Source organism: Novosphingobium sp. KA1 (assembly GCF_017309955.1).
Classification (GTDB): Bacteria; Pseudomonadota; Alphaproteobacteria; order Sphingomonadales; family Sphingomonadaceae; genus Novosphingobium.
In genome coordinates, this window is sequence record NZ_CP021247.1 from 1,654,930 (window position 1) to 1,680,347 (window position 25,418).

At 69.4% G+C, this 25,418-nt stretch carries 17 protein-coding genes and 1 pseudogene; all 18 read left to right on the forward strand.

Going from position 1 to position 25,418, the window contains the following annotated elements; genetic code table 11:
• Positions 1-7 precede the first annotated feature (7 nt).
• The 18 genes and pseudogenes from kdpC (at position 8) to CA833_RS08270 (ending at position 25,397) form a co-directional block, all read left to right on the forward strand.
• The gene (kdpC, locus tag CA833_RS08190; RefSeq protein WP_207079760.1) at positions 8-616 is read left to right on the forward strand and encodes a potassium-transporting ATPase subunit KdpC; all 609 of its coding nucleotides are present in this window, start codon (positions 8-10) and stop codon (positions 614-616) included.
• On the forward strand, positions 613-3,288 hold the full coding sequence (locus tag CA833_RS08195) for a sensor histidine kinase KdpD (protein WP_207079761.1): 2,676 nt from the start codon (positions 613-615) through the stop codon (positions 3,286-3,288). Before kdpC ends, CA833_RS08195 begins: the two co-directional genes overlap by 4 nt.
• Positions 3,285-3,971, forward strand: a complete 687-nt coding sequence (locus CA833_RS08200) for a response regulator (protein ID WP_207079762.1) — start codon at positions 3,285-3,287, stop codon at positions 3,969-3,971. Before CA833_RS08195 ends, CA833_RS08200 begins: the two co-directional genes overlap by 4 nt.
• 42 nt (positions 3,972-4,013) lie before the next feature.
• Complete coding sequence (locus CA833_RS08205) at positions 4,014-6,353, forward strand: GH92 family glycosyl hydrolase (RefSeq protein WP_207079763.1); 2,340 nt, start codon at positions 4,014-4,016, stop codon at positions 6,351-6,353.
• 278 nt (positions 6,354-6,631) lie between these two features.
• The gene (locus CA833_RS08210) at positions 6,632-7,282 is read left to right on the forward strand and encodes an RNA polymerase sigma factor (RefSeq protein WP_207079764.1); all 651 of its coding nucleotides are present in this window, start codon (positions 6,632-6,634) and stop codon (positions 7,280-7,282) included.
• Positions 7,279-8,322 (forward strand): FecR domain-containing protein, encoded by a 1,044-nt coding sequence (locus tag CA833_RS26905; protein ID WP_242526334.1) that lies wholly within the window; start codon positions 7,279-7,281, stop codon positions 8,320-8,322. The genes CA833_RS08210 and CA833_RS26905 overlap by 4 nt, the downstream gene beginning before the upstream one ends.
• A complete protein-coding gene (locus tag CA833_RS08220; RefSeq protein ID WP_207079765.1) occupies positions 8,240-10,642 on the forward strand; it encodes a TonB-dependent receptor in 2,403 nt (800 codons plus the stop codon). The genes CA833_RS26905 and CA833_RS08220 overlap by 83 nt, the downstream gene beginning before the upstream one ends.
• A 538-nt stretch (positions 10,643-11,180) precedes the next feature.
• Entirely contained in the window at positions 11,181-12,581 is a 1,401-nt protein-coding gene (locus CA833_RS08225; protein WP_142636057.1) for an MFS transporter, read from the forward strand.
• A 46-nt stretch (positions 12,582-12,627) separates the two neighbouring features.
• A complete protein-coding gene (locus tag CA833_RS08230) occupies positions 12,628-13,581 on the forward strand; it encodes a TauD/TfdA family dioxygenase (RefSeq protein ID WP_207079766.1) in 954 nt (317 codons plus the stop codon).
• A 163-nt stretch (positions 13,582-13,744) separates the two neighbouring features.
• Positions 13,745-15,403: an arylsulfatase gene (locus tag CA833_RS08235; RefSeq protein ID WP_207080009.1), complete on the forward strand. Its 1,659-nt coding sequence runs from the start codon at positions 13,745-13,747 to the stop codon at positions 15,401-15,403.
• Between the two features lie 188 nt (positions 15,404-15,591).
• Positions 15,592-18,042: a PAS domain-containing methyl-accepting chemotaxis protein gene (locus tag CA833_RS08240; RefSeq protein ID WP_207079767.1), complete on the forward strand. Its 2,451-nt coding sequence runs from the start codon at positions 15,592-15,594 to the stop codon at positions 18,040-18,042.
• Positions 18,023-19,663 carry a chemotaxis protein CheW gene (locus CA833_RS08245; RefSeq protein WP_207079768.1) on the forward strand — a complete coding sequence of 547 codons (1,641 nt, stop codon included), beginning with the start codon at positions 18,023-18,025 and terminating at the stop codon, positions 19,661-19,663. The genes CA833_RS08240 and CA833_RS08245 overlap by 20 nt, the downstream gene beginning before the upstream one ends.
• 71 nt (positions 19,664-19,734) lie before the next feature.
• Positions 19,735-20,040, forward strand: coding sequence for an STAS domain-containing protein (locus tag CA833_RS08250; RefSeq protein WP_207079769.1), 306 nt, complete (start codon positions 19,735-19,737; stop codon positions 20,038-20,040).
• Positions 20,037-20,402 (forward strand): response regulator, encoded by a 366-nt coding sequence (locus CA833_RS08255; protein WP_142636047.1) that lies wholly within the window; start codon positions 20,037-20,039, stop codon positions 20,400-20,402. Before CA833_RS08250 ends, CA833_RS08255 begins: the two co-directional genes overlap by 4 nt.
• Entirely contained in the window at positions 20,399-22,495 is a 2,097-nt protein-coding gene (locus CA833_RS08260) for a chemotaxis protein CheA (RefSeq protein ID WP_207079770.1), read from the forward strand. Before CA833_RS08255 ends, CA833_RS08260 begins: the two co-directional genes overlap by 4 nt.
• 5 nt (positions 22,496-22,500) lie before the next feature.
• A complete protein-coding gene (locus tag CA833_RS08265) occupies positions 22,501-23,001 on the forward strand; it encodes a chemotaxis protein CheW (protein ID WP_207079771.1) in 501 nt (166 codons plus the stop codon).
• A 287-nt stretch (positions 23,002-23,288) separates the two neighbouring features.
• A pseudogene (locus CA833_RS27285) lies at positions 23,289-23,471 on the forward strand (methyl-accepting chemotaxis protein); the annotation flags it as partial.
• Positions 23,472-23,507: 36 nt separating this feature from the next.
• Positions 23,508-25,397: a methyl-accepting chemotaxis protein gene (locus CA833_RS08270; protein ID WP_370584576.1), complete on the forward strand. Its 1,890-nt coding sequence runs from the start codon at positions 23,508-23,510 to the stop codon at positions 25,395-25,397.
• The last annotated feature ends 21 nt before the right edge of the window (positions 25,398-25,418 follow it).

Sequence of the window (25,418 nt, forward strand, 5' to 3'; positions counted from 1 at the left end):
ATTTCCCATGCTCAAGGACATTTCCACCTCGCTGCGCCCGGCCCTGGCCATGACGCTGCTCTTTGCCCTGCTGCTGGGGCTGGCCTATCCCCTGGCGCTGACCGGCCTCGCGCAGGCGCTGTTCCCCCGTCAGGCCGGCGGCAGCCTGATCGAGCGCGATGGCCATGTCGTCGGCTCGGCCCTGATCGGCCAGAGATTCACGCAGGACCGCTACTTCCACGGCCGCCCCTCGGCCGCGGGCGCCGCTGCCCAGGGGGGCTACGACGCGATGGCCTCGTCCGGCTCCAACCTCGGCCCCACCAGCCAGGCGCTGGCCGACCGCGTGAAGGCCGACGTCTCCGCCCTTCCCAGAATCCCAGGTTCCCGAGTTCCTTCCGACCTGGTGACCACTTCCGCCTCGGGGCTCGACCCTGACGTGAGCCCCGAGGCGGCTCTTTTCCAGGCCGGACGGGTCGCCCGTGCGCGCGGACTGGAAGCGGCGCGGGTGAAGACACTGGTGGAGCAGCACGTCGCGCGTCCCATGCTGGGTTTCCTGGGGGAGCCGCGGGTCAATGTGCTGGAACTCAATCTCGCTCTCGACAGCATGGCGGCCGGCAGCGCACAAGCGCAGCCGTGAACGACCCGCGTCCCGATCCCGAAGCACTGCTGCGCGCCGCCGCGCGCGAGCACCGGGGCCGCCTCAAGGTTTTCCTTGGGGCGGCCCCGGGCGTGGGCAAGACATACGAGATGCTGGGAGAGGGGCTGGCGCGGCGCGAAGCCGGGGTGGACGTGGTGGTCGGCGTGGTCGAGACCCATGGCCGCGGCGAGACGGCGGCGCGGCTGCGCGGGCTGGAGACGGTCGCGCGGGTGCCGGTCGCCTACCAGGGCCACGTGCTCGACGAGATGGACATCGACGCGGTGCTGGCCCGCCGCCCGGCACTGGTGCTGGTCGACGAACTCGCCCACACCAATGCGCCCGGCAGCCGCCACGACAAGCGCTGGCAGGATGTCGAGGAACTGCTGGAGGCGGGGATCGACGTCTGGTCCACGCTCAACATCCAGCATATCGAGAGCCTCAACGACGTCGTCGCCTCCTTCACCAAGGTCCGCGTGCGCGAGACGCTGCCCGACAAGGTGCTGGGCGATGCCGAGATCGAGGTTGTCGACATTCCCCCCGACGAACTGATCGAGCGGCTGCGGCAGGGCAAGGTCTACGTGCCCGACGAGGCGACCCGGGCGCTCGGCAATTTCTTCTCCAAGTCGAACCTTTCGGCCTTGCGCGAACTGGCGCTGCGTTTCGCGGCGCAGACGGTGGACGCGCAGATGCTCGACTATGTGCGCGCCCATGCCATCGAGGGGGTGTGGGGGGCGGGCGACCGGCTGGTGGTGGCGGTGAGCGAGCAGCCCGGCGCGCTCGAACTGGTGCGCGCGGCCAAGCGGCTGGCCGATGCCCTGCGGGCGCCGTGGACGGCGGTGCATATCGAGACCCCGCGCGCGGCGGGCTTCACCGATGCCGAGAATGCGCAGCTCGCCGATGCCCTGCACCTTGCCACCCAGCTTGGCGGGCAAGTGGCGAGCGTGCCGGCCGAAACCGTGCTGGACGGGCTCAAGAGCTTCACCGCGCAGGCCCGCGCCACCCAGCTGCTGGTCGGCAAGTCGGCCCGCTCGCGCTGGTTCGAACTGCGCCACGGCTCGATCGTCGACCGGCTGGTGCGCGAGATGCCCGGGCTGTCGATCCAGGTCCTGCCGACCGCGCCGCTGGAAGGCCGCGCGGCGGTCCGCAGAGAGGGGCGCGGGCCGGCGGGCAGATCGGGGGGGGCGTGGGGATCGCCGGTCGGTTATCTCGTCTCGCTGGGGCTGACGGCGGCGGTCACGCTGCTGGGCACGCTGATCCTGTCGAGCGGGAACATCACCGATCTCGGGCTGCTCTACCTGCTGCCGGTCATGGTCGCGGCGACGCGCTACGGTCTGCGCACCGGCGTCGCGGCGGGGCTGGCCTCCTCGCTCGCCTACAATTTCTTTTTCCTGCCGCCCACGCATACGCTGACGATCGAGGACCCGCGCAATTTCATCACCGTGCTGGTGCTGCTGACCGTCGCCATCGTCTCCAGCCAGCTCGCCGCGCGGGTGCGCGAACATGCGCTGCAGGCGCAGGCGAGCGCCGCGCAGAACAGCGCGCTCGCAGGGTTCGCGCGCCAGCTTACCGGGATCAGCACGATCGACGAACTGGCCCATGTGCTCTGCGGCGAAGTGGGGCGGCTGTTCGATGGCCATGCCGTGCTGCTGATGCCGGGCGAGGAGGGCCTCTCGCGCCGCTGGAGCTGGCCGCGTCCGGCGCGGCTGGAGACGCTCGACCTTGCCGCCGCCAACTGGGCTTTCGACAACAATACCCCCGCCGGACAGGGATCGGACACGCTCACCGCGTCCGAGTGGCTGTTCCACCCGCTGGCGGCACGCGGCGCGGTGATGGGCGTCTTCGGCCTTGCCCGCAGCGATGCGCGCAGCGCGGTTCGGCCGGACCAGTTGCCGCTGCTGCTCAGCCTGCTCGACCAGGCGGGGCTGGCGATGGAGCGCATGGCGCTCGAAGGGCAGATGGCGGACCTCTCGCAGGCGCGCGAGCGGGACCGGCTGCGCCATGCGCTGCTCTCCTCGGTCAGCCACGACCTGCGCACGCCGCTCACCACGATCATGGGCACGCTGGCCGCCATCGAGGCGCGCGAGCCGCAGCAGGCCGCGCCCATCGCCGCCGCCCGGGGCGAGGCCGAGCGGTTGCACCGCTTCGTCACCAACCTGCTCGACATGGCGCGGATCGAGGCGGGGGCGCTGCACGGCAAGGTCGAGCCGGTCGATCTCGACGAGGCGGTCGGCGAGGCGCTGCATCAGCTGCGCGCGCTGCTGGCGGGCCATGCGGTCGAGACCGCGATCTGTGCCGATGCGCCGATGGTCCTGGTCGATCCCAACCTGTTCCACCAGTGCCTGACCAACCTGATCGAGAATGCCGCCAAGTACGGCGATCCCGATGCCCCCATCGCCATTGCCGCGATACGCGTCGCCGGGGGGCTGGACCTCACCGTCAGCGACCGCGGCCCCGGCATCCCGGCGGGCGAGGAGGAGCGGATTTTCGAGACGTTCGCGCGGATCGAGGGGTCGGACCGCAAGGGCGGCACCGGGCTCGGCCTTGCCATCGTCAAGGGGTTCGCGGCCGCCATGGGCCTCACCGTATCCGCCGCCAACCGCGATGACGGGCCGGGTGCGCGTTTCACCATCCGGTTCGACAAGGCCCATCTCAGGGAATGGCCCGAAGCATGACACAGCCCATCACCATCCTCGTCGTCGATGACGAGCCCGCCATCCGCCGCCTGTTCCATGCCGGCCTCTCCCGCGCCGGTTATGCCGTGGTCGAGGCGGGCACCGCGCGCGAGGCCTTGAACGCCATGGCGATCGACAAGCCCGAGGTCGTGCTGCTCGACCTTGGCCTGCCGGACCGCGACGGGCTGGAACTGATCCCGCTGATGCGCGGACAGGCGGCGATCCTGGTCGTGTCCGCGCGCGAGGCGACCGACCAGAAAGTGGCCGCGCTGGACCTGGGCGCCGACGACTACGTGGCCAAGCCCTTCGACAGCGAGGAAGTGCTGGCCCGCATCCGCACCGCACTGCGCCACCGCGTACCCGCCGAGGCTGCCGAGCGCCCGGTCCGGCGCGGCGACGTCGAGATCGACCTTGCCGCGCGGCTGGTGCGCAAGGGCGGCGCGGAAGTCCACCTCACGCCCAAGGAATACGGCTTCCTGGCCGAACTGGCGCGCAATGCCGGGCGGGTCATCACCCATGCCCAGCTGCTGCGCACGGTCTGGGGGGCGGGGCACGAGAGCGATGTCGAATACTTGCGCGTGGCCGCGCGGGGGATCCGCCGCAAGCTGGAGGACGATCCCGCCAGCCCCAGCCTGCTGCGCAACGAGCCGGGGGTGGGTTACCGGCTGGTCAGCCAGGATTGAGCGGCGTGGACAGGCCCCTGAAAAGCCTGTCATAGTTCGCCCATGCGACGCCTGATCCTGCCCGCCCTGCTGCTGTCCACCTGCGCGGCCGCGCAAGCACCTGCGGGTCCGGGCCTTGACCCGGTTGCCGCGGTCGATCCGATGATCGGCACCGGCGGCGAGGGGCACACGTTCCCCGGCGCCACCGCGCCGTTCGGCATGGTCCAGCTTTCGCCCGATACCGACGTGACCTGCGAGATCCGCAAGTGCTACGGCCACGCGGCGGGCTATCGCTATGAAGACCCGACGATCCAGGGCTTCAGCCATACCCATTTCTCGGGCGCGGGCCATTCGGACCTCGGCGATATCCTCGTCATGCCGCAGGCGGGCGATGCGGTGAAGCTCGATCCCGGCGATCCGGCGCAAGCGGGCTCGGGCTATCGTTCGCGCTTCGACCATGCCAGCGAGACGGCGCGGCCGGGCTATTACGCGGTCACGCTCATGGGCACGGGGGCAGGCAGCGGCATCGCCGCCGAACTGACGGCGGGCACGCGCGTGGGGGTCCATCGCTATCGTTTCCCGGCGGGGCAGGCGGCGCACCTGCTGCTCGACCTGCGCACCTCGCTCTACGACTATCCGGGCAAGATCCTGTGGTCCGGCCTGCACTTGCGCGCCGACGGCACGCTGACCGGCTTTCGCGAGACGCGCGGCTGGGCGCCCGGGCGCAAGCTGTTCTTCGCCATGCGCTTTTCCGCGCCGCTGACCGGTCATGCCCTGATCGACCGTGACCCCAGCATTCCCTACAAGGGTTTCCAGGGGCCCGGTCGCGGCACCGATGCGCGGGCCGAGAAGCTGGGCAAGGCGCTCGAAGCCCGGCTCGACTTCGGGGTGCTGGATGCGCCGCTGGAAGTGAAAGTCGCGCTTTCGGGGGTCGACGAGAATGCGGCACTGGCCAATCTCGATGCCGAACCCGGCACGTTCGATGCGATCCGCGCCCGGACCGAGGCGGCATGGCGGCAGGCGCTTTCCGCCGTCGAGATCGACGCGCCCGAGCCGATGCGCCGCAATGTCTATACCGCGCTCTACCACGCGCTGCTGGCGCCGAGCGTCTGGGGCGATGCCGACGGGCGCTATCGCGGGCCGGACGATCAGGTCCATCAGGCGCAGGGCTTCACGTTCCGCTCCACCTTCTCGCTCTGGGATACCTTCCGGGCCGAGCATCCGCTGCTGACGCTGGTGCAGCCGCCGCAGGTGACCGCCGATGTCGTCAATTCGCTGGTCGCCAGCCAGCAGCACAGCCCCGACGGCATCCTGCCGGTCTGGCAGTTCGCGGGCCGGGAAACCTGGACGATGATCGGTTATCACGCGGTGCCGGTGATCGCGGACGCCTACATGAAGGGCATGCGCGGCTTCGATGCCGAGGCGGCGCTTGCGGCGATGGTGGCAAGCGCCGACCATGCGGCCTACGGCGGCCTCGGCGACTATATCGCGCTTGGCTACGTGCCGATCGACAAGGAGCCCGAGGCGGCGTCGAAAACGGCCGAATATGCCTTTGACGACTGGACCATCGCCCGCATGGCCCGCGCCATGGGGCGCCGCGAGATTGCCGAGCGTTTCGAAAGGCGCGCCGGAAACTGGCGCAACAGTTTCGATACCAGGACCGGCTGGCTGCGGGCGCGGCTTTCCAGCGGCGCGTTCCGCACCCCGTTCGATCCCACCGCGATCAACTACGGATCGGACTATACCGAGGGCAATGCCTGGCAATATTCGTGGTTCGTGCCGCAGGATCAGGCGGCGCTGTTCCGCGTGCTGGGCGGCGACGCCCGGGCTGTCGCCAAGCTCGACGCGATGTTTGGCTATGACAACGCGAAGCTCGACTACAGCCATGCCGAGGACATCGCCGGGCTGATCGGCCAGTACATCCACGGCAACGAGCCGAGCCATCACGTCGCCTATCTCTACACGTATGCCGGGGCGCCCTGGCGCACGCAGGAGCGGCTCGCCCAGATCGTGGAGAGCCAGTACAAGCCCGCGCCCGACGGGCTTGCCGGCAATGACGACCTCGGCCAGATGTCGGCCTGGCTGGTGTTCACCGCGCTCGGTTTCTATCCCGTCGCGCCTGCCTCCAACGAATACGTGATCGGCCGTCCCTTTGTCCGCCGCGCGGTGCTGAACCTGCCGGATGGCAAGCGTTTCACCGTGGTCGCCGAGGGGCTGTCGGACGCCAATCGTTATGTCGGATCGGTCATGCTGAACGGTACGCCGCTGGAGCGCACCTTCATCCGCGATGCCGAGATCCGCGCGGGCGGTGAACTGCGCTTCACCATGCAGGCCAGCCCCAACCGCGCTTGGGGCACCGCACGATCGGCGCGGCCCTATTCGATGTCGAGTGCCAGGGAATGAGGCGGGATCGGAAAAATCGCGGGCGCGGCTGCGGATAGCCGCGCCTTGCGGCGTCTTCTCCTCGAACGAGGAGCTGGACACGATGAATGCACGCTCGCCCATGGCGGCGCGAGGACCGGACCGGGGATTGCACCGAGGTTTGCCCCGGGTTTTGCCTCAGGGTTTGCCTCGGGGTTTACAGCGGCACGGATCCCCGTGCATGAAGGGGTGCTGAGGTGTCGGCGCGCGGCCCTCGTCGCTGCCCGCCGGTGCTGATCGTGGTCCAGGCGGAGACGGGAATGACATCGTCGCCTCAGGGGCCGGCCGCGCCGGCGCCGGACCCGCAAGACACCGGCAGCTCGGGGCTGGCGCAAGTGCTGGAAGCGAACCGGCGCGCGCTGTTGCAGTTCCTGGCCGCGCGCTGCGGTTCGGCGGACGAGGCGCAGGATCTCCTCCAGGAACTCTGGCTCAAGGTCGGCGCGCAGGCGCGCGGGCCGATCGCCGCGCCGCGCGCCTACTTGTTCCGCATGGCCAACAATCTCGTGCTGGACCAGGTGCGCGGGCGCCAGCGGGCGATGCGCCGCGAGCGGGTCTGGCTGGAGGCCGAGAACGGCGGGGTCGCGGTGGCGGTGGAAGACCGGCGCGATCCCGGCGAGGCAGCCGACGAGGTGCTGGCGCGCCGCGAGGAAGCCGAGGTCCTGCACCGGGCGATCGCCGCGTTGCCCGAAGGGGCGGGGCGGGCCCTCAGGCTCTACCGGTTCGAGGGCCTTGGCCAGAGCGAGATCGCGCGGGTCATGGGAATCAGCCGCAGCGGCGTGGAAAAGCATCTGGCGCTGGCGATGAAGCGGCTGCGCTCGGCCTTGACCGGCTGCGGATCGTTCGAGACGGCGGCGTCTTCGGGGCAGGGGGCAAGAAGCGGCACGGAGCCGCAGATGGAACAGGGACAATGAACCAGGACACCGAACCTCCGCAGGCGGACGAACCGCTGCCCGACGCCATCCTGTCGCAGGCCGCGCGCTGGCATCTGGCGAGCGAGGACGACGCCATGGCGGAGGCCATGGACTGGGACGGCTTCACGCGCTGGCTCGAGGCCGATCCGCGCCATCGCCGCGCGCTCGACGAGATCGCCCTTGCCGACCGTCTGGTCGCCGAACACCGCGCCGGGCTCTGGGCCCCGCCCGAGACCCCGTTTGAAGCAGCGCCCGCCGCCGCCCGGGACGTGCCCCGGCGTGCGGCAATGCGGCGCTGGCAGGGGGGGCAGGGCGGGCAGGGCGGGCGTGGCTGGCGCTGGGCCGGCCTTGCCATCGCCGCATCGCTGGTTGCGGTTCTGGCGGTGCCCCGGTTCATGGGCCCGTTCGGGGCGGATCCCGCGCAGGTCTATGCCACCGATGCCGCCTCGCGGCAGGTCACGCTGGCCGATGGTTCGACGGTGCTGCTGGCCCCGCGCAGCCGGCTCACCGTGGCAGGGCGCGGGCAGGAGCACATCGCGCTGTCGGGCGGTGCGCTGTTCGACATCCGCCACGATCCCGGCCGCACGCTGGAGATCACTGCCGGGGATCTGGCGATCAGCGATATCGGTACCCGGTTCGACGTCCAGGCCGGCGACGATGCGGTGCGCGTGGCGGTGGTCGAGGGCAAGGTGGACGTGCGCGCCGAGGCGATGGACGGGCCGCTGCAGCTTTCCGCCGGCAGCGGGCTCGCCTACGATCGCGGTGCCCGCACCGCGGTTGTCGGGCCGGTCCGTTCCGGCGACGTCGGATCGTGGAAAGACGGCCGCCTGACTTATGACAACGCGCCGCTGGCACTGGTCGCGGGCGATTTGCATCGTTATGCCGGGGTCATGGTGGATGTCCCGCCCGCCTTGCGGGAGAGGCGTTTTTCGGGGACCCTGATTGTCGATAATGGGGATGCGGCGCTGCGCGATCTGGTCCAGCTCATGGGGCTGCGCCTCGGCGGCCACGCTGGCGCTTGGCGTCTGGAGCAGCCCTGAGGCCCTTGCCCGGGAGGCTGGCCATGAAGCGGGCCGCGAAACTCCTTCTGCACGCCTCGACATTTCCGCGGCGCGGCTGCCCGATGCGATCACCGAGCTTGCGCGCGAGGCCCGCGTCTCGATCGGCACCGATGGCCCGCTGCCGCCGCTGAAGACCCGCGCGATCCATGCCGACATCGCGGTGGGCGAGGCGCTGGCGCGGCTGCTGGCGGGCAGCGGCTACCGGGCGCGGCAAGTGGGCGCGACGGCCTGGCGGATCGAGCGTGCGCCGGGGGCGGGATCGCCATCCGGCGCGGCTTCCGCCCCCGCCTCCCCTCCGGCGCATGTGGAGGTGCCGACAACGGTGGGCGCGGCGCCGATCGTGGTCACCGCCACCAAGCAGCCGTTTGCGCTGTCGCAAGTCCCCGCGGCGGTTTCGGTGCTGGCGGGCGAGGGGCTCGGCCATGACGATCCGCGCCGCTCCAGCATGGCGGTGGCGGGGCAGGTCGAAGGGCTGGCGCTGACCGCGCTGGGGCCGGGGCGCAACCGCATGTTCCTGCGCGGCGTGGCCGACAGCGCCTTTGGCGGCGAGAGCCAGTCGACCGTGGCCGTCGTGCTCGACGAGGCGCGCCTGACCTATGCCGCTCCCGATCCCGACTTGCGGCTGGTCGACATCGAGCGGGTGGAAGTGCTCAAGGGGCCGCAGGGCTCGCTGTACGGCACCGGCGCGCTGGGCGGCATCTACCGCATGGTCTCGCACCGGGCCGATCTTGCCGGGACCAGCCTTTCGGTGACCGGCGGCGGCAGCGCCGCCACCCACGGCGAGATGGGCTATTCCGGCTCGGTGGTGGCCAACCTGCCGCTGCTGCCGGACACTGCCGCGCTGCGGCTGGTCGGCTACGGCGCCGAGGAGCCGGGCTGGGTCGACACCGGCGCGCGCGAGGATGCCAATTCCACCCGCGTCGTCGGCTTGCGCGGCACGCTCGGGGTGGAGCCGGTCGGCGGCTGGCGGCTCGACCTGACCGGGCTCGGCCAGTGGATCGATTCGCGCGACAGCCGTTACGTCTATGCCCGCCACAGCTACCGCCGCGCCGCCCAGCTGGCCGAGCCGCACGACAACGACCTCTCCCACGTTGCCGGACGGCTGACCGGCACGATCGGCCAGACGGAGGTCACGCTGGCCAGCGCGATGACCTGGCAGGGCGTGGACGACCGGCTGGACGCGACGATCGGTGCAGGCAGCTTCGGGCTGGCCGATCCGATGTTCCTGTTCAATCGCACCAACTATCGTACCTGGGACAGCGAACTGCGCCTGCGCGGCCGGATCGGCAGCCTCGAATGGCTGGGCGGGCTGTCGCACCTCGATGCCCGCCAGGCATTCGCCGCCAGCTTGCAGGGCGCGGGCGGCGAGACGCTGGTGGTCGACCGCGACCACCGCGACAGCCACGATACCGCCGCCTACTTCGACCTGACCCTGCCGCTCACCGGCACGCTGTCGCTCGATGGTGGGGCGCGGCTGTTCGTCGCCTCGGCCCGCGAGCAGCGCAGGCTCGACAGCGGCATGGTCACGCGTGAGCAGGACAAGTCCGGCGCCACGCCCAGCCTGGCGCTGATCTGGAAGCCGCGGGACGGGCGGCTGCTCTATCTGCGCTACGGTTCGGCCTTCCGCCAGGGCGGGACCAAGATCGGCGCCGACGGCACCGCCGCGTCGCTCAAGGGGGACGAACTTGCCTCATTGGAGGCGGGCTGGCGCGAGCAGCTGGCGGGCGGCGGCCAGATCGACATCGGCACCTGGTATTCGCGCTGGGACGGGGTGCAGAGCGACGTGCTGGAAGACAACGGCCTCATCACCACGACCAATGCCGGTGATGCCCGCATCTTCGGTGTCGAGGGCAGTCTGGTCCTGCCGCTGGGGCCGCGCTGGCGGGCGGAACTGGGCGGCAATTTCACCGATGCCCATCTCACCCGCAACGCGCTCGGCTACAAGCTGGAGGACAGCCGCCTGCCGGTCGTGCCCGAATATACCGCGCGCGCGGCGCTGCGGCGCGATTTCACGCTGGGCGCGCTCGGCCTCTGGGCGCGGCTATCGGCGCGTTACGTCGGGCCGGCGCGGATGAGTTTCGATCCCGATCTCGACCGCCACATGGGCGACTATGTCGAGAGCAGTTTCGAGCTGCACCTTGCGCATGGCCCCTGGCAACTGGCGCTTACCGCGCAGAACCTGCTGGGCGATAAGGGCAACGTCTTCGCTTTCGGCAATCCGCTGCGGTACCGCACGATGGACCAGTACACGCCGCAGGCGCCGACCACGGTGTTCCTCTCCGCCGCGCTGGCGATGTGAGGGCGCAGACGCAGCCGGAACGCATGCGGCGTGCAAGTTTGTCCATCGGCCGCAACAGAAAAGCTTGCGCTTGACCTTCGTTTCTCAACTTAATAGGTAGACAAGGCAGGGCGCGGCTCGGGATGACCTGGCCGACCGCGCATGATCCTGCCAACCGGGTCCGCGGCATTTGATCGGGAAGCAGCTTGCTCCGCGTTACCAACCGCTAAAGCGCGCGATGCTCGGGCGACAACGCCAAGTCTCGTGTTCCCCTCTCTTGGTGATGAGGTGAAACGATGCACATGATCCAGACCATTCCGACCGGCACCTGACCGGCCCGCCGGTATCGTCCGGCACCGGCCCTCGTGGCCATCGCGCCCGGACTTCCCTGCCCGGACTTCCCCGCCCGGACTTCCCCGCCCGGACCTCCGTGCCGGAGGCCGGCCGTCACCGCGCCGCTGCGCTGGACGATGGCTGACGTCCGCTTTTCCGCCCGCTTTTCCGCTGCCCTGTTCCGCGCTTTCGAGCCCCGGAAGGCCCCCCTGGAAGGACCCCAAGCATGCATTACCGCGCCTTCGCCCAGCGCCGCGAGCGGGCCGAACCGCCTGCCGGGATCGAAACGCTGCGCCTGCTGCGCTTCACCGCGCTGTCGATCCCGATCTATGCCGCCGCCCAGCCGGTCATTGCCTTCGTGCCCGCGATCCTTGCCCGTGACTACGGCATCCCGCTTGCCGGTCTCGGGCTCGTCTACCTGATCGGGCAAGTCGTCAATTCGCTGCTCGACCCGGTGATCGGCACGCTGAGCGACCGCACCGGCAGCCGCTTCGGCCGCCGCCGCCCATGGATCGCGGGGGGCGGGGTGCTGTTCCTGATCGGCGCCAGCATGCTGTTCTTCCCGCCGGCGGGCGTCGGGCTCGGCTGGGTCGCGGTGGGCGTGCTGCTCTATTACTGCGGCGCCTCTGCCGCGCAGACCGCGCTGCTGGCCTGGTCGGGCGAGATCAGCGGCAACTACAACGAGCGCACCCGCATCGCCTCGCAGTTCACCCTGCTTTCGGCCAGCGCGCTGGTGCTGACCCTGCTGCTGCCCGCACTGGCCGACCAGCTGCGCCCCAGCGACGGTCCGCTGCGCCTGACCCTGTTCGGCGTGCTGGTGGTGCTGACCGGCATTCCCGGCCTGCTGCTCACGCTCACCGCGCTGCCCGATCGCACCGCGCCCGACAATGGCGAGCCGTTCCACCTCAAGCGCACGCTGGGGGCGGTCTTCGGCAACCGCCTGCTGCTGCGGGTGCTGGCCGCCGATGCCGCGGTGCTGACCGGGCAGGGCATCCGCACTTCGCTGATGCTGTTCATCGTCACCTTCTATTTCCAGCGCCCGGAATGGGCGGCCGGCATCTTCCTGTTCCAATATGCCTTCGGCGTGCTGGCCGGACCGATCTGGCAGCGCATCGGCCTCACCCTCGGCAAGAGCCGTGCGGCGGTGGCGGCGGAACTGGTGCAGGCGGCGATCAACTTCGGCCTGGTGCTGCTCACCCCCGACCGCTTCGGCCTGATGCTGCTGCTCGCCGCGCTGCAGGGCCTGTCGCAAGGCTCGGGCAACCTGATGCTGCGCTCGATGGTGGCGGACATCGCCGACCTTCACCGCGCCGAAACCGGCGAGGACCGTGTCGGCCTCTACTACTCGGTGTTCAGTGTCTCGATGAAGCTGGGCGGGGCGCTGGCGCTGGGCATCGCGCTGCCGCTGGTGGCGGCCTTCGGCTTCGATCCCAAGGCCGCGAGCAACCCGCCCGCAGCCCTGAATGCGCTGCTGCTGGTCTTCGCGCTCGGCCCGGCGCTGGCCCATACCGTGGCCGCCTCGCTGGTCTGGCGCTTCCCGCTCGATGCCGCGCGCCATGCCCGCATCCGCCGCCAGATCGAGAACGGCGACGAGGTCCACGCCGCCGCGCTGGTCCCGGCCGAATGATTGCCGGAATTCCGGCCCCGGAATCCACGACGAAGGAGTAAATGCCATGACTTCGATTGCCACTTACGCCAATGCCAGGGAACCCCATTCCCCGCTCGACATCGTGCCGATCACCGGCACCATCGGCGCCGAAATCCGGGGCCTGACGCTCTCGGGCGATCTTGACGGCGAGACCGTGCAACAGATCAAGGACGCGCTGGTCCGCCACAAGGTGGTGTTCTTCCGCGGCCAGCACGAACTGGACGACGAGCGCCACGAAGCCTTTGCCTCGCTGTTCGGCGCGCCGGTCGCCCATCCGACGGTGCCGGTGGCGCAAGGCTCGCGCTACCTGCTCGAACTCGACAGCAAGGAAGGCTACGCCGCCTCCAGCTGGCATACCGACGTGACTTTCACCGATGCCTATCCGGCCGGATCGATCCTGCGCGCGATCACCATTCCCGAAGCGGGCGGCGATACCGTCTGGGCCAATGGCGAGACCGCCTACGAAGGCCTGCCGGAAAGCCTGCGCCAGCTGGTCAACGGCCTCTGGGCGGTACACTCGAACGACTACGACTATGCCCAGATCCTCGCCAATACGCCCAAGGCCGGCAAAGGCATCGAAGAGCGCGTGAAGGAGCACAAGAGCGTCTTTGCCTCGACCGTCTACGAGACCGAGCATCCGCTGGTGCGTGTCCACCCGGTCTCGGGTCAGCGCAGCCTGCTGCTGGGCCACTTCGTGAAGCGGATCGTCGGGCTCAATCAGGCGGATTCGGCGCGGATCTTCGCGATCCTGCAGGAGCACATCACCCGGCCCGAGAATGTCGTGCGATGGCGCTGGCAACCGGGAGACGTGGCGTTCTGGGACAACCAGGCGACCCAGCACCGCGCCGTCGCCGACTTCGGCCTCCAGCGCCGCACCCTGCGCCGCGCCACCATCGCCGGTGAAGTGCCGGTGGCCATCGACGGCCGCCGCAGCCGCACCACCCGCAAGGAGAAGGCAACTGTCTACGAACCGGCCTGATCGACCCGATCTCTGCTGAGGCCGTCCACTTCCCGCGCCGCACTTTCCGTGCGGCGCGGGCTTTTTCGAATTCCCCAAGGAAATCCCGATGCTTTCTCGACGTCTTTCCCGCCGCTTCCTCGGGGCGAGCGCGCTGGCGGCACCACTGCTGGCCGGGGCGGCCATGCCCGCCGCCGCGCAAACGGCCCCGCTCCCGGCTCCGCTTTCGCCCCCGCTTTCGGCAGCGGTACCGGCAGCAGTACCGGCAGCGGCGCGTCCCAACTTCCTGGTGATCGTGGCGGACGATCTCGGCTGGTCGGACCTCGGTGCCTTCGGCGGCGAGATCGCCACGCCCAATCTGGACCGGCTGGCGCTCGGCGGTCTGCGGCTCACCGGTTTCCACACCGCGCCGACCTGCTCGCCGACCCGCGCGATGCTGCTCTCGGGCACCGACAACCATCTTGCCGGCCTTGGCAACATGGCCGAACTGACCGCGCCCAACCAGAAGGACCACGCAGGCTACGAGGGCTACTTGCGCCCCGAAGTCGCCACGCTGGCCGAGCGTCTCGCCGCAGGCGGCTACCGAACGCTGATTTCCGGCAAGTGGCACCTCGGGTTGAAGCCCGAGCAGGACCCCCATGCGCGCGGCTTCCAGTACAGTTATGCGCTGCTGCAGGGGGCCTCGAATCATTTCGGCCTCGACCAGGCCAGCGATCCCGCCAGGGGTTCGGTCTATACCCGCGACGGCAAGGTGCTGGCCGCGCTGGAGCCGGGTTTCTATTCCTCGGACAGCTTTGCCGGCAACCTGATCGACGAGTTGCAGCGCAGCCGCCGGGACACCCCGGACAAGCCGTTCTTTGCGCTGCTGACGTTCACCGCACCGCACTGGCCGATGCAGGCGCCGGACGAGGATATCGCCCGCCAGCGCGGTCGCTACGATGCCGGGTTCGAGGCGATCCGCGCCGCGCGCCTGGCCCGGCAGGAAGCGCTCGGCCTCTTGCCCAAGGGCACGCTCGCCCACAGCCCGCGCGCGCCGCGCGGCGGCTGGGACAGCCTCTCGGTCGCCGACAAGCGCGAGGCGGCGCGCACCATGGAGATCTATGCCGCGATGGTCGCGCGCATGGATGCCAATGTCGGCCGGGTGATCGCGGCGCTCCGGGAAAGCGGCGAGCTCGACAACACGGTGATCGTGTTCCTGGCCGACAACGGCGCCGAGGCGCTCGACGCCAGGACCACCGGCGCGAAGATGCTGGCCCGCTATACCTCCGGTGCCGACAACAGCCTGGGCAATCTCGGCAAGGGCACCAGTTATGCCACGTACGGCCCCGAATGGGCGCAGGCGGGCACCGCGCCCTCGTGGCTGACCAAGGCCTATGCCTCGGAAGGCGGCACCCGCACGGTGGCTTTTGTCAACTGGAAGGGGCTGGCGCATCCCGGCCGCATCGAGGGCGCCTATGTCGGCGTCGCCGATATCGCCCCGACCCTGCTCGACTACGCGGGCATTCCCGCCGCCGGAACGCGCTTCGAGGGCCGCAGGGTGCTGCCGATCACCGGCAGGAGCGCGAAAGCCTGGTTGCAGGGCAGGGCCAGGTCCGTCCACGGCGCCGACGAGCCGCTCGGCACCGAACTGTTCGGCAGCCGGTCCTTGCGCAAGGGGGACTGGAAGGTGACCGACATCGGCGATGGCCAGTGGCGGCTGTTCGACATTGCCCATGATCCCGGCGAGACGCGTGATCTTTCGGACCGGTATCCCCAAAAGCGGGACGAACTGGCCGCGGACTGGGATGCCTATGCCAGGGCCAACAACGTAATCCTGCCGGACCAGGCACCCTACCGGCCCTGAGGCGCCCGGTTCCGACGCATCCGGCCCTGAGGCATCCGGTCCTGACGCATCCGGTCCTGACGCATCCGGCCCCGTCCGTCCCCGGCGGACGGGGCCGCTCAGGTATTCTCCCCAGGATGGCGATTGTGAGTGCCTTGGGGATCTTGCGCTTATGGCCAGCGCAGGTTTCCTGCTGGCGAAAGCACTCCATGGCCGACCATTCCTTCGATCGCGACTTGTCCCGGGTCGCCGCCAACACCGCGCTGCTCGAACATCGCTTCGATGCGATCAACCATGCTTTCGCGATCTGCCAGTTCTCGCCGGACGGCGTGCTGCTCCATGCCAATCCGCGCTTCTGCGATTATGTCCGCAAGGATGAGGCGGAGCTGGTCGGCCAGCCGTTTTCGGCCCTCCACGATCACGGCGAGGCAGCGCCCGAGGCGGTCTGGAGCGCGGTGCTGGCCGCCGATGAAACCACGTTCCTGCGCGCCTTTGCCCACCGTGACGGGACCCGCGTCTCGCTTGAGGAGACGTACGTGCCGACCCGCGACGAGCGCGGCGATGTGCTCTCGGTGCTGGTCTATGCCAAGGACGTGACCGCGCGCGAGTTCGAGAAGGCTGCCGCCGATTCGATCGGCCGGGCGCTGCGGCGCGGCTTCGCCACCATCGAATTCGACCTTGCGGGCAATATCCTGACCGCCAACGAGAACTTCCTCGCCCTGATGCAGTACGAGGCCGAGGACCTGGTCGGCCAGCACCACCGCCTGTTCTGCGACGACGACTACGTCGCAAGCCCGGCCTATCGCCAGTTCTGGGAGCGGCTGGGGCGCGGCGAGCTGGACCAGGGCGAATACCGGCGGCGGCGCAAGGACGGCTCGGAGGTCTGGGTCGAGGCCAGCTACAATCCGGTGCTCGACCAGGACGGCAATCCGGTCAAGGTCCTCAAGCTCGCGCTCGACGTCACCGAACGGCGCATGGCGGCGCAGGAAGCGCGCGGCCATGCCGCCGCGATCGACCGGGCGCAGGCCGTCATCGAGTTCGACCTCACGGGCACGGTGCTCAAGGCCAACGACAATTTCCTGCGGATCTTCGGATACGAAAGCGCCGCCATCGTCGGCCAGCACCACCGCATGTTCTGCGACGAGGCCTATGCCAAGACCGACGAGTACCAGAGCCTGTGGCGCCAGCTGCGGGCCGGGGAGTTTGTCAGCGGCCAGTTCAAGCGGCTGGCCAATGGCGGGCGCGAACTGTGGATCACCGCCACCTACAACCCGATCTTCGGGCTCGACGGGCGGCCGATCAAGGTCGTCAAGTTCGCCGCCGACGTCACCGAGCAGAACCAGCGCACGATCGAGCTGGAAGGGCGCACCCGCGCGATCGACCGGGCGCAGGCGGTGGTGGAGTTCGACCTCAAGGGCAACGTTCTCGACGCCAATGCCAACTTCCTGGCGCTCATGGGCTATTCGCTGGATCAGGTGCGCGGGCGTCATCACCGCATCTTCTGCGACCCCGCCCATGTCCAGAGCGAGGCCTATGCCGCGTTCTGGGAGAAGCTGGCGCGCGGCGAATGCGATACCGGCGAATACCGGCGCATCAACAGCCGGGGGCAGGATGTCTGGATCAGCGCCAGCTACAATCCGGTATTCGACCTCAACGGCAAGCCGATCAAGGTCATCAAGTACGCGCTCGACGTGACCGACCAGCAGTGCCTTGCCAACGACTTCCGCTCGCGCATCGAGGCGATCAGCAAGTCGCAGGCGGTGATCGAGTTCGATCTCGACGGCAAGGTCATCACCGCCAACGACAACTTCCTGCGCATCACCGGCTACAGCCTGCGCGAGATCAAGGGCCAGCACCATTCGATGTTCTGCGCCCCGGACTATATCCGCAGCCAGGACTACCGCGATTTCTGGCTGATCCTCAACAAGGGCGAGCCGCATTCGGGGACCTTCCACCGCGTCGGCAAGTATGACCGGGACATCTTCATCCAGGCCACCTACAATCCGGTGCTGAACCTGCGCGGCGAGCCGGAGCGGATCATCAAGTACGCCCACGACGTGACCGACGAGGTCATGCTGCACCGGCAGATTTCCGAGCGGGCCAAGGATCTCGACGGGCTGGTCGGGCGGCTGACCGGGTCGATCTGCGCGATCAACAGTTCCACCGAGCTGGCCCATGGCCTTGCGGGCAAGACGCGGCTGGATGCCACGGCGGGCAATACCGCGCTGGGCCGGGCGATCGAGACCATCGAGCTGATCCAGAAATCGGCCTCGGGCATCGCCGAGATCGTCAAGGTGATCAGCGAGATCGCCGGGCAGACCAACCTGCTGGCCTTCAATGCCGAGATCGAGGCCGCGCGGGCGGGCGAGCACGGCGTCGGCTTCTCGGTGGTGGCCGGCGAGGTCCGCCGCCTGGCCGAGCGCTCCAGCACGGCGGCGCGCGACATCAGCCGCCTGATCGAGGATTCGCTGAGCTGCATCGTCCAGGGCACCGAGCGCTCGAAGGAAGCCAAGGATGCCTTCGAGGATATCGAGAACTCGGTGCACCAGACCGCCGATGCCATCGAGGCGATCGCCGGATCGGCCAAGACGCAGCACGAGGTCTCGAACGAGGTCGTCGCGCTGATCCAGAAGCTGACGAATGCCGCCAGCCCGCAGTGAGGCACGCGCCGCCGGGACTTACGCGATCGCGGCGGGCAAGTCCCGGCGGCGGCGGGAGGCGGCGGCAGGCCCCGCGACGGCGGCCGAAGCGGTGACCGAAGCGGTGACCGGGCCGCCGGTTCCGGGGCTCTACGGGATCATCCGCGCCGGGCGGCTCAAGGCGGCCTTCGCGATCGAGAGCATCCGCGAGGTCGTGCCGCATCCGCCCGAACTGCTGGCCTGGCCCCATGCCCGCCCGGAGCTGCGCGGCGGCTTCGACTTGCGCGGTTCGGTGGTGCCGGTGCTTGACCTCGGGGCGCTGCTGCAGCTGGAGGGCGGCGGGCCGCCCGCTCCTGCCGATGCGGCCGGCCCGGCTGACGCGGAGGATTCGGAGGATGCGCAGGAGAGCCCGCCGGTCATCCTGATCGTGCGCCATGACGGACATGTCTTCGGCCTCGTGATCTCGGAGATCTGCGGCGTGGTGCGGCTGGATGCCTCCAGCATCACGCCGCTGCGCCGCGTCGGTTCGGGGCAGGGGGTGACAACGCCTGCGGCCTTTGTCACCGCGCTCGGCAGCGGGGTGATCGTCGATGCGGCGGCGCTGGCGGCGCTGGAGGGCATGCCGAGCGCGCGCTCCTCGATGCAGGCGGCGGCGGACGGCATCGCCAAGGGACAGCCGCAGCTCCTGGTCAGCATCGGCGAGCACGGCTTCGCCTTCGCGGCCGAGGTGATCGACGCGACCGTGCCCGAGCGGCCGATCCTGCCTTGCGCGGTGCAGGACCCGGTGTGGATCGGCATGCTGCAGCACAAGGGGCGGCGGATCCCGGTGGTCGATACCTTGCGGCTGTTCGGGCTGGGCCAGGCGCAGCCTTGCGGTATGGCGCCGTGCCTGGTCGTGCGGGTCGGGGCGGAAGAGCGCCTGATGGCGCTGCGCATCGATGCGGTGCACGACATGATCCAGCTGCGCACCAGCGAGATCCTGCCGCTCCAGCCCGGCGCGCTGGCCCATGGCGACTTGTTTGCCGGGGTACACGAATCTGGCGGGGTACTGCGGCTGGTCGTCGATGCGGCGGCCTTGCGGCAATGGCCGGGCTTGCTGGCGCTCGCGGGCCTGGAGGAAGCGGGCGAAACCGAAGCGGACGAAGCGGCCAGAGCGGCCGGTATCGCCCGGCAGGGCGTACCGGCATCCGGGGGCTACGCGGCCAGCCGGCCGTTCCTGATCGTGCGGCTGGGCAGTTCCCGTCATGCTCTGCCGTTGGAGCAGATCGAGGAGATCCTGCCGCACAGCGCCCGCCGCATCGCGCTGGCCGGGCAGGGGCTGCGACAGGCGCTGATCACCCACCGGGGGCACGCGATTCCGCTGGTCTCGCTGGCGGGGCTGATCGGCCATGGCCGCTCGGCGGCGGGAAGCGGGTTCTCGGTGATCTCGTCCGACGGCGATCGCCGCATGGGTTTTGAGGTCGACGAGCTGATCTCGGTGGAACGCGCGCCCGTGCAGATGCTGCAGCAGAAGCAGGGCGCAGGGTCGGCGGGGCTGCTGGCGCGCACGATCTCGCGGGGCGAGCATGTCTACACCGTGGTCGACCTCGGCGCGCTGATCCGTCAGCAAACCGCAGCCGGTGATCCCCGTAAACCCCGCTAGCGGGGCCGAATGATATGCTCACCCTTGATCGGTATTGCAGGGCTATCCCATTCCTTTCCCGGTGAGGGCAGATGCTTGTTCCCCTTGGAGAATCTGCGACCATCCGCAATGCCGAGACGATCTGCGAGACATTGCTTGCAGCCTTCGATGAGCATGGCGATGTCGAACTCGATGCCACCGCCGTGGTCGAGGCGGATCTCAGCCTGATCCAGCTGGTCGAGGCGGCGCGGGTCCATGCCGCCCGCAGCGGTCGCCGCTTCGCGCTTTGCGCCCCGGTCAATGCAGCGCTGGAGGCATTGCTGCGCCGGGGCGGCTTCCTGACCGCGCCTTCGCCGGCTGACCGCGGGTTCTGGCTGGGCGAGGAGCAGGGCCGATGAGCACGATCCTCACCGTCGACGATTCCTCCAGCATCCGCATGGCGATCCGCATCGCGCTGTCCGGGGCGGGGCACACGGTCCAGGAGGCGGGCGACGGGGTGCAGGGGCTTGCCAGTGCCGGCAATGCCAAGTTCGACCTCATCATCACCGATCTCAACATGCCCAACATGAACGGGCTGGAGATGATCCGCGAGATCCGCAAGCTGCCGGTCCAGGCGGGCACGCCGATCATTTTCCTCACCACCGAATCCGACGAAGGGCTCAAGCAGCAGGCCCGTGCCGCCGGGGCGACCGGCTGGCTGGTCAAGCCGTTCGAGCCGGAGAACCTGCTGAGGGTCGTGCGCAAGGTGCTGGGGCAGTGAGCGGGGCGGGGGCAGGACAGGATCCGGTCGCGGCGTTTCGCGTCGAGGCGGCCGACCTGCTCGACGGCACCGAGCAGGCGCTGCTCGACCTCACCCATGACCTCGGCAGCCGCGAGCTGATCGACACCGTCTTTCGCGGCATGCACACGCTCAAGGGCTCGGGGGCGATGTTCGGCTTCGATGCCCTCGCGGCCTTTACCCACCACTGCGAGACCGCCTTCGACCGCGTGCGCAAGGGACTGGCCCCGGCGACGCAGGAGCTGGTGGCCGTCACGCTCTCGGCGATGGACCACATGCGCGCGCTGGTCGAAGTGCAGGGGCAAGCATCGGGGGCGGGCATCGCGGCGGCGGGAGAGGCGATCCTGGCGCAGCTTCATGCGGCGATCGGCGACACCGCCGTACCGCCTCCTGCGCCAGCCCGCGATGCCGCGACCGGCAGCAGCGACGGCGGCGATGCCGGTGCCGGTGCCGGTGCCGGGGCCGGGGAAGCGCAAGGCGGCTGGCGCATCACTTTCCGCTTGCCCGCCGATGCCATGGCCAATGGCACCAACCCGCTGATCCTGCTCGACGAACTGCGCGATCTTGGCGAGGCCGAGGTTGTTGCCCGGACCGGCGCGATCCCGCCGCTCGATGTCCTGGAGGCGCAGGAGTGCCATCTCGGCTGGGAGGTGACCTTGCGCGGGCCGGCGACGCGCGAGGCGATCGAGGATGTCTTCATCTTCGTGATGGACGACATGGACTTGCGCCTCGAACCGCTGACCGCCGCCGCGCCGGTGGAGGCGGAGCCCGGGGCGGCGGAGAGTTCTGCCGCCGGGCCTGCCGCCGGGCCTGCGGCGCCGGCGCCTCCCCCACCCGCCGCCGAGACACCGGCCGAGCCCGGCCCGGCGCGGGCGCCCAGGGCGACGGGCGAAAGCGTGCGTGTTCCGGCCGAGCGGCTCGACGTGCTGATGGACCGCGTCGGCGAACTTGTGATTGTCCAGAGCCGCCTTGCCCAGCTTGCCAGCGGCGGCATCAACGGCCCGGCGGGCGAACTGGCGCTGCGCTCGATCTCGGAGGAAGTCGAGCGGCTGGCGAATGAACTGCGCGATACTACGATGGTCCTGCGCATGGTGCCGATCGCCACGCTGTTCGGGCGGTTCCGCCGCCTTGTCCACGACCTCGCGCGCGAGACGGGCAAGGTGATCGAACTGGTCACCGACGGCGAGAGCACCGAGATCGACAAGACCGTGTCGGAGCGCCTCGCCGATCCGATCGTCCATCTCATCCGCAATTCCTGCGACCACGGCCTCGAACCGCCCGAGGAGCGCCTTGCCGCCGGCAAGCCGGCCGGCGGCCGCCTGCGGCTGGCCGCCGAGCAGGCAGGCGGCGAAGTGCTCATCACCATCGCCGACGACGGGCGCGGCATCGACCGCGAGCGGGTGCGCGCCAAGGCCGAGGCGAACGGGCTGATCCAGCCGGGGCAGGTGCTGGCCGATGGCGAACTGCTGCAACTGATCTTCCAGCCCGGTTTCTCCACCGCCGCGCAGGTCACCAACCTCTCCGGGCGCGGGGTGGGCATGGACGTGGTCAAGCGCACCATCGAGGCGCTGCGCGGCACCATCGACGTGACCAGCCAGCCCGGGCGCGGCTCGGTGATGACGCTGCGCATCCCGCTGACCCTGGCGATCATCGAGGGGCTGCTGGTGCGGGTGGGCGAGGGCAAGTACGTGATCCCGCTGGCCGCGGTCGAGGAATGCATCGAGCTCAGCCTCGAGGACGACATCCGCTCGCGCGGGCGCTCGATGATCCAGCTGCGCGAACAGCTGGTGCCGTTCCTGCGGCTGCGCGAGCTGTTCGATACCGGTACCCGCCCCGACGCCTTCCAGAAGATCGTGGTGATCGCCACCGGCGGCGAGCGGGTGGGCCTCGTGGTCGACCAGATCATCGGCAGCCACCAGACGGTTATCAAGTCGATGTCGTGCCTGCACCGGGGCATCCCCAGCTTCTCGGGCGCGACGATCCTGGGAGACGGCGGCGTCGCGCTGATCCTCGATGTCGTCCAACTGGTCGCGCTGGGCCAGCAGCAGGAGGAGCGGCTGCGCGCCGCCGGGTGAGGGCCATGAGCGAACGATCCACCACCGAATGGGATGCCAGCGGCCAGCTGGAAGTGCTGACCTTCGACATCGGCGACGAGCGACTGGCGATCGAGGCGGTAAGCATCCGCGAGATCCTCGATCTGCTGCCCGAGACGCGGGTGCCGGGGGCGGCGGCGCTGGTCGCCAGCGTCGTCAACTTCCGCGGCAAGATCATTCCCATCGCCGACCTCAGGGTCGCTTTCGGCATGCCGATCCAGGAGGCGACGGCCGACAACCGCATCGTCGTGATCGAGACCGAGCTGGACGGCGAGGCAACGCAGATCGGCCTGCGCACCGACAAGGTCCACGAAGTGACGATCCTCGAACGCTCCCGCAGTTCGGAGCCGCCGGTGCTGGGGATGCGCTGGCGCCGCCAGTACGTGCGCGAACTGGTGCGGCTGGCCGAGGAGGTTGTTGTCATCCCCGACCTTGCGAACATCTTCGGCGCCATACCCGGCACCACGACGAGCACTCTCCAGCACTGAGTAACCGGACCCCGAACCGGACCCCCAATCCAGGCCGATCGAAGCCCCAGAGACCGCAGCCACCACAGGGAAACGCCATGCCACTGACCCTTTTCTCGAAGCCGTCCAGCGAAGCGATCCTCGATGAAGTCTCCCGTCTCGAAGCCGCCTTTGCGCGCGGCGACCTGTCGCGGCGGCTCGATTCCGGCGGGCACACGCGCCAGACCGCCGAGGTGTTCGCCGCGTTCAACCGGCTGCTCGATGCGGCGCTGCTGCCGGTGGGCGAACTGGCGACAGGGATCACGCGCATGTCGGCCGAACATGACCGCGGCGACATCGACGTGGTCATCCCGGTCAGCGGCTTCAACGGCGATCTCGCGGCGATGGCGCAGGCGGTGAACACGATGGTGGCGGGCCATATCGCGGTGAAGAAGAAGGCGATGGCCTGCGTCAGGGAATTCGGCGAGGGCAACTTCGAGGCGGTGCTCGAGCCGTTCCCGGGAAAGAAGGCCTTCATCAACGAGACGATCGAGACGCTGCGCGGCAATCTGGTCGGGCTGATCGCGGCGATGAACCACATGTCGGCCGAGCATGACCGGGGCGATATCGATGTGGTCGTGCCGGTGGAGAAGTTCCGGGGCGACTTTGCGGTGATGGCGGGCGGCATCAATGCCATGGTGGCGGGCCACATCGCGGTGAAGAAGAAGGCGATGGCCTGCGTCAGGGAATTCGGCGAGGGCAACTTCGAGGCGGTGCTCGAGCCGTTCCCCGGCAAGAAGGCCTTCATCAACGAGACGATCGAGACGCTGCGCGGCAATCTGGTCGGGCTGATCGCGGCGATGAACCACATGTCGGCCGAGCATGACCGGGGCGATATCGACGTGGTCGTGCCGGTGGAGAAGTTCCGGGGCGACTTTGCGGTGATGGCGGGCGGCATCAATGCCATGGTGGCGGGCCACATCGCGGTGAAAAAAAAGGCGATGGCCTGCGTGAAGGCGTTCGGCGAGGGGGATTTCTCCGCCCCGCTGGAGGCGTTCCCGGGCAAGAAGGCCTTCATCAACGAGACCATCGAGACCCTGCGCGGGAACCTGCGCGAGATCACCGAGGAGATCCAGCGCCTGATCGCGGCTTCCACGGCCGGACGGCTGGAAGAGCGCGGCGATGCCGGGCGTTTCGTGGGCGACTATGCGCGGCTGGTCTCGGGCATCAACGGCATGCTCGATGCCATCGTGCTGCCGATCGCCGAGGGCAACCGCGTGCTGGGGCGGCTCAGCGCGGGCGATCTTGCCGAGCGTATCGAGATCGCGTGCCACGGCGATCACCAGCGCATGAAGGACGCCATCAACCTGCTGGTCGACAGCATGCGCAGGACCGCCGAAGTGGCCGATCGCATCGCCCAGGGCGACCTCACCGTCGAACACGAGAAGCTCTCCGAGCGGGACGAACTGGGCACCTCGCTGCTCAGCATGATCGAGCGGCTGCGCAGCGTGGTGGGCGGGACCACGGCGGCGGCGGAGAACGTCTCGATCGGCAGCCGCCAGCTGGCCGAAAGTTCCGAGCAGCTCTCGCAGGGCGCCACCGAGCAGGCGGCCTCGGCCGAGGAGGCTTCCGCCTCGATGGAAGAGATGGCCGCCAACATCAAGCAGAACGCCGACAATGCCGCGCAGACCGAGAAGATCGCGCGCCAGTCCTCCCGGGACGCGGAGGCTTCGGGCGAGGCGGTGCAGAACGCGGTGCTGGCGATGCGCACGATCGCCGAGAAGATCGGCATCGTCCAGGAGATCGCCCGGCAGACCGACCTGCTGGCGCTCAACGCCGCGGTCGAGGCGGCGCGCGCGGGCGAGCACGGCAAGGGCTTCGCGGTGGTCGCCTCCGAAGTGCGCAAGCTCGCCGAACGCAGCCAGACGGCCGCCTCGGAAATCGTCGCGGTCTCGGGCGATACCCTCAAGGCCGCGACCGCGGCGGGCGAGATGCTGGTCAAGCTGGTGCCCGACATTCGCCGCACCGCCGAACTGGTCTGCGAGATCAGCGCCGCCTGCCGCGAACAGGACATCGGCGCGGCGCAGATCAACGAGGCGATCCAGCAGCTCGACAAGGTGACGCAGCTCAACGCCAGCGCTTCCGACGAGATTTCCTCGACGTCCGAGCAACTGGCCTCGCAGGCCGAGGAACTCCAGAACGCGATCGCCTTTTTCGAGATCGGTGGCCAGCGGACGCGCGCGGCCTCGGCCCCCGCGCGCGGCAAGGCGGTGTCCGCTCCGGCCGGTGCGCCGTCACGGGCGCGGACGCGCCCTGTCGCCAGGACGCCCAAGCGCAATTCGATTGCCGACCAGCAGGAACGTGTAGCCGGTTTCGCACTCAACCTCACCGACGGCGCCGCCGATGCCGAGGATGCGGACTTCGGGCGGGCGGCATGAGCGGGGATGATCTGGCCAGGC

What these genes read in the sequence shown, in the direction of transcription:
- CA833_RS26905 (WP_242526334.1), top strand. Translation starts at nt 7,279, where the DNA reads ATGAACCAGGACACCGAACCTCCGCAGGCGGACGAACCGCTGCCCGAC.
- CA833_RS08255 (WP_142636047.1), top strand. Translation starts at nt 20,037, where the DNA reads ATGAGCACGATCCTCACCGTCGACGATTCCTCCAGCATCCGCATGGCG.
- CA833_RS08210 (WP_207079764.1), top strand. Translation starts at nt 6,632, where the DNA reads ATGACATCGTCGCCTCAGGGGCCGGCCGCGCCGGCGCCGGACCCGCAA.
- CA833_RS08220 (WP_207079765.1), top strand. Translation starts at nt 8,240, where the DNA reads ATGCGGCGCTGCGCGATCTGGTCCAGCTCATGGGGCTGCGCCTCGGCG.
- CA833_RS08235 (WP_207080009.1), top strand. Translation starts at nt 13,745, where the DNA reads ATGCCCGCCGCCGCGCAAACGGCCCCGCTCCCGGCTCCGCTTTCGCCC.
- CA833_RS08250 (WP_207079769.1), top strand. Translation starts at nt 19,735, where the DNA reads ATGCTTGTTCCCCTTGGAGAATCTGCGACCATCCGCAATGCCGAGACG.
- CA833_RS08200 (WP_207079762.1), top strand. Translation starts at nt 3,285, where the DNA reads ATGACACAGCCCATCACCATCCTCGTCGTCGATGACGAGCCCGCCATC.
- CA833_RS08240 (WP_207079767.1), top strand. Translation starts at nt 15,592, where the DNA reads ATGGCCGACCATTCCTTCGATCGCGACTTGTCCCGGGTCGCCGCCAAC.
- CA833_RS08265 (WP_207079771.1), top strand. Translation starts at nt 22,501, where the DNA reads ATGAGCGAACGATCCACCACCGAATGGGATGCCAGCGGCCAGCTGGAA.
- CA833_RS08225 (WP_142636057.1), top strand. Translation starts at nt 11,181, where the DNA reads ATGCATTACCGCGCCTTCGCCCAGCGCCGCGAGCGGGCCGAACCGCCT.
- CA833_RS08245 (WP_207079768.1), top strand. Translation starts at nt 18,023, where the DNA reads ATGCCGCCAGCCCGCAGTGAGGCACGCGCCGCCGGGACTTACGCGATC.
- kdpC (WP_207079760.1), top strand. Translation starts at nt 8, where the DNA reads ATGCTCAAGGACATTTCCACCTCGCTGCGCCCGGCCCTGGCCATGACG.
- CA833_RS08230 (WP_207079766.1), top strand. Translation starts at nt 12,628, where the DNA reads ATGACTTCGATTGCCACTTACGCCAATGCCAGGGAACCCCATTCCCCG.
- CA833_RS08205 (WP_207079763.1), top strand. Translation starts at nt 4,014, where the DNA reads ATGCGACGCCTGATCCTGCCCGCCCTGCTGCTGTCCACCTGCGCGGCC.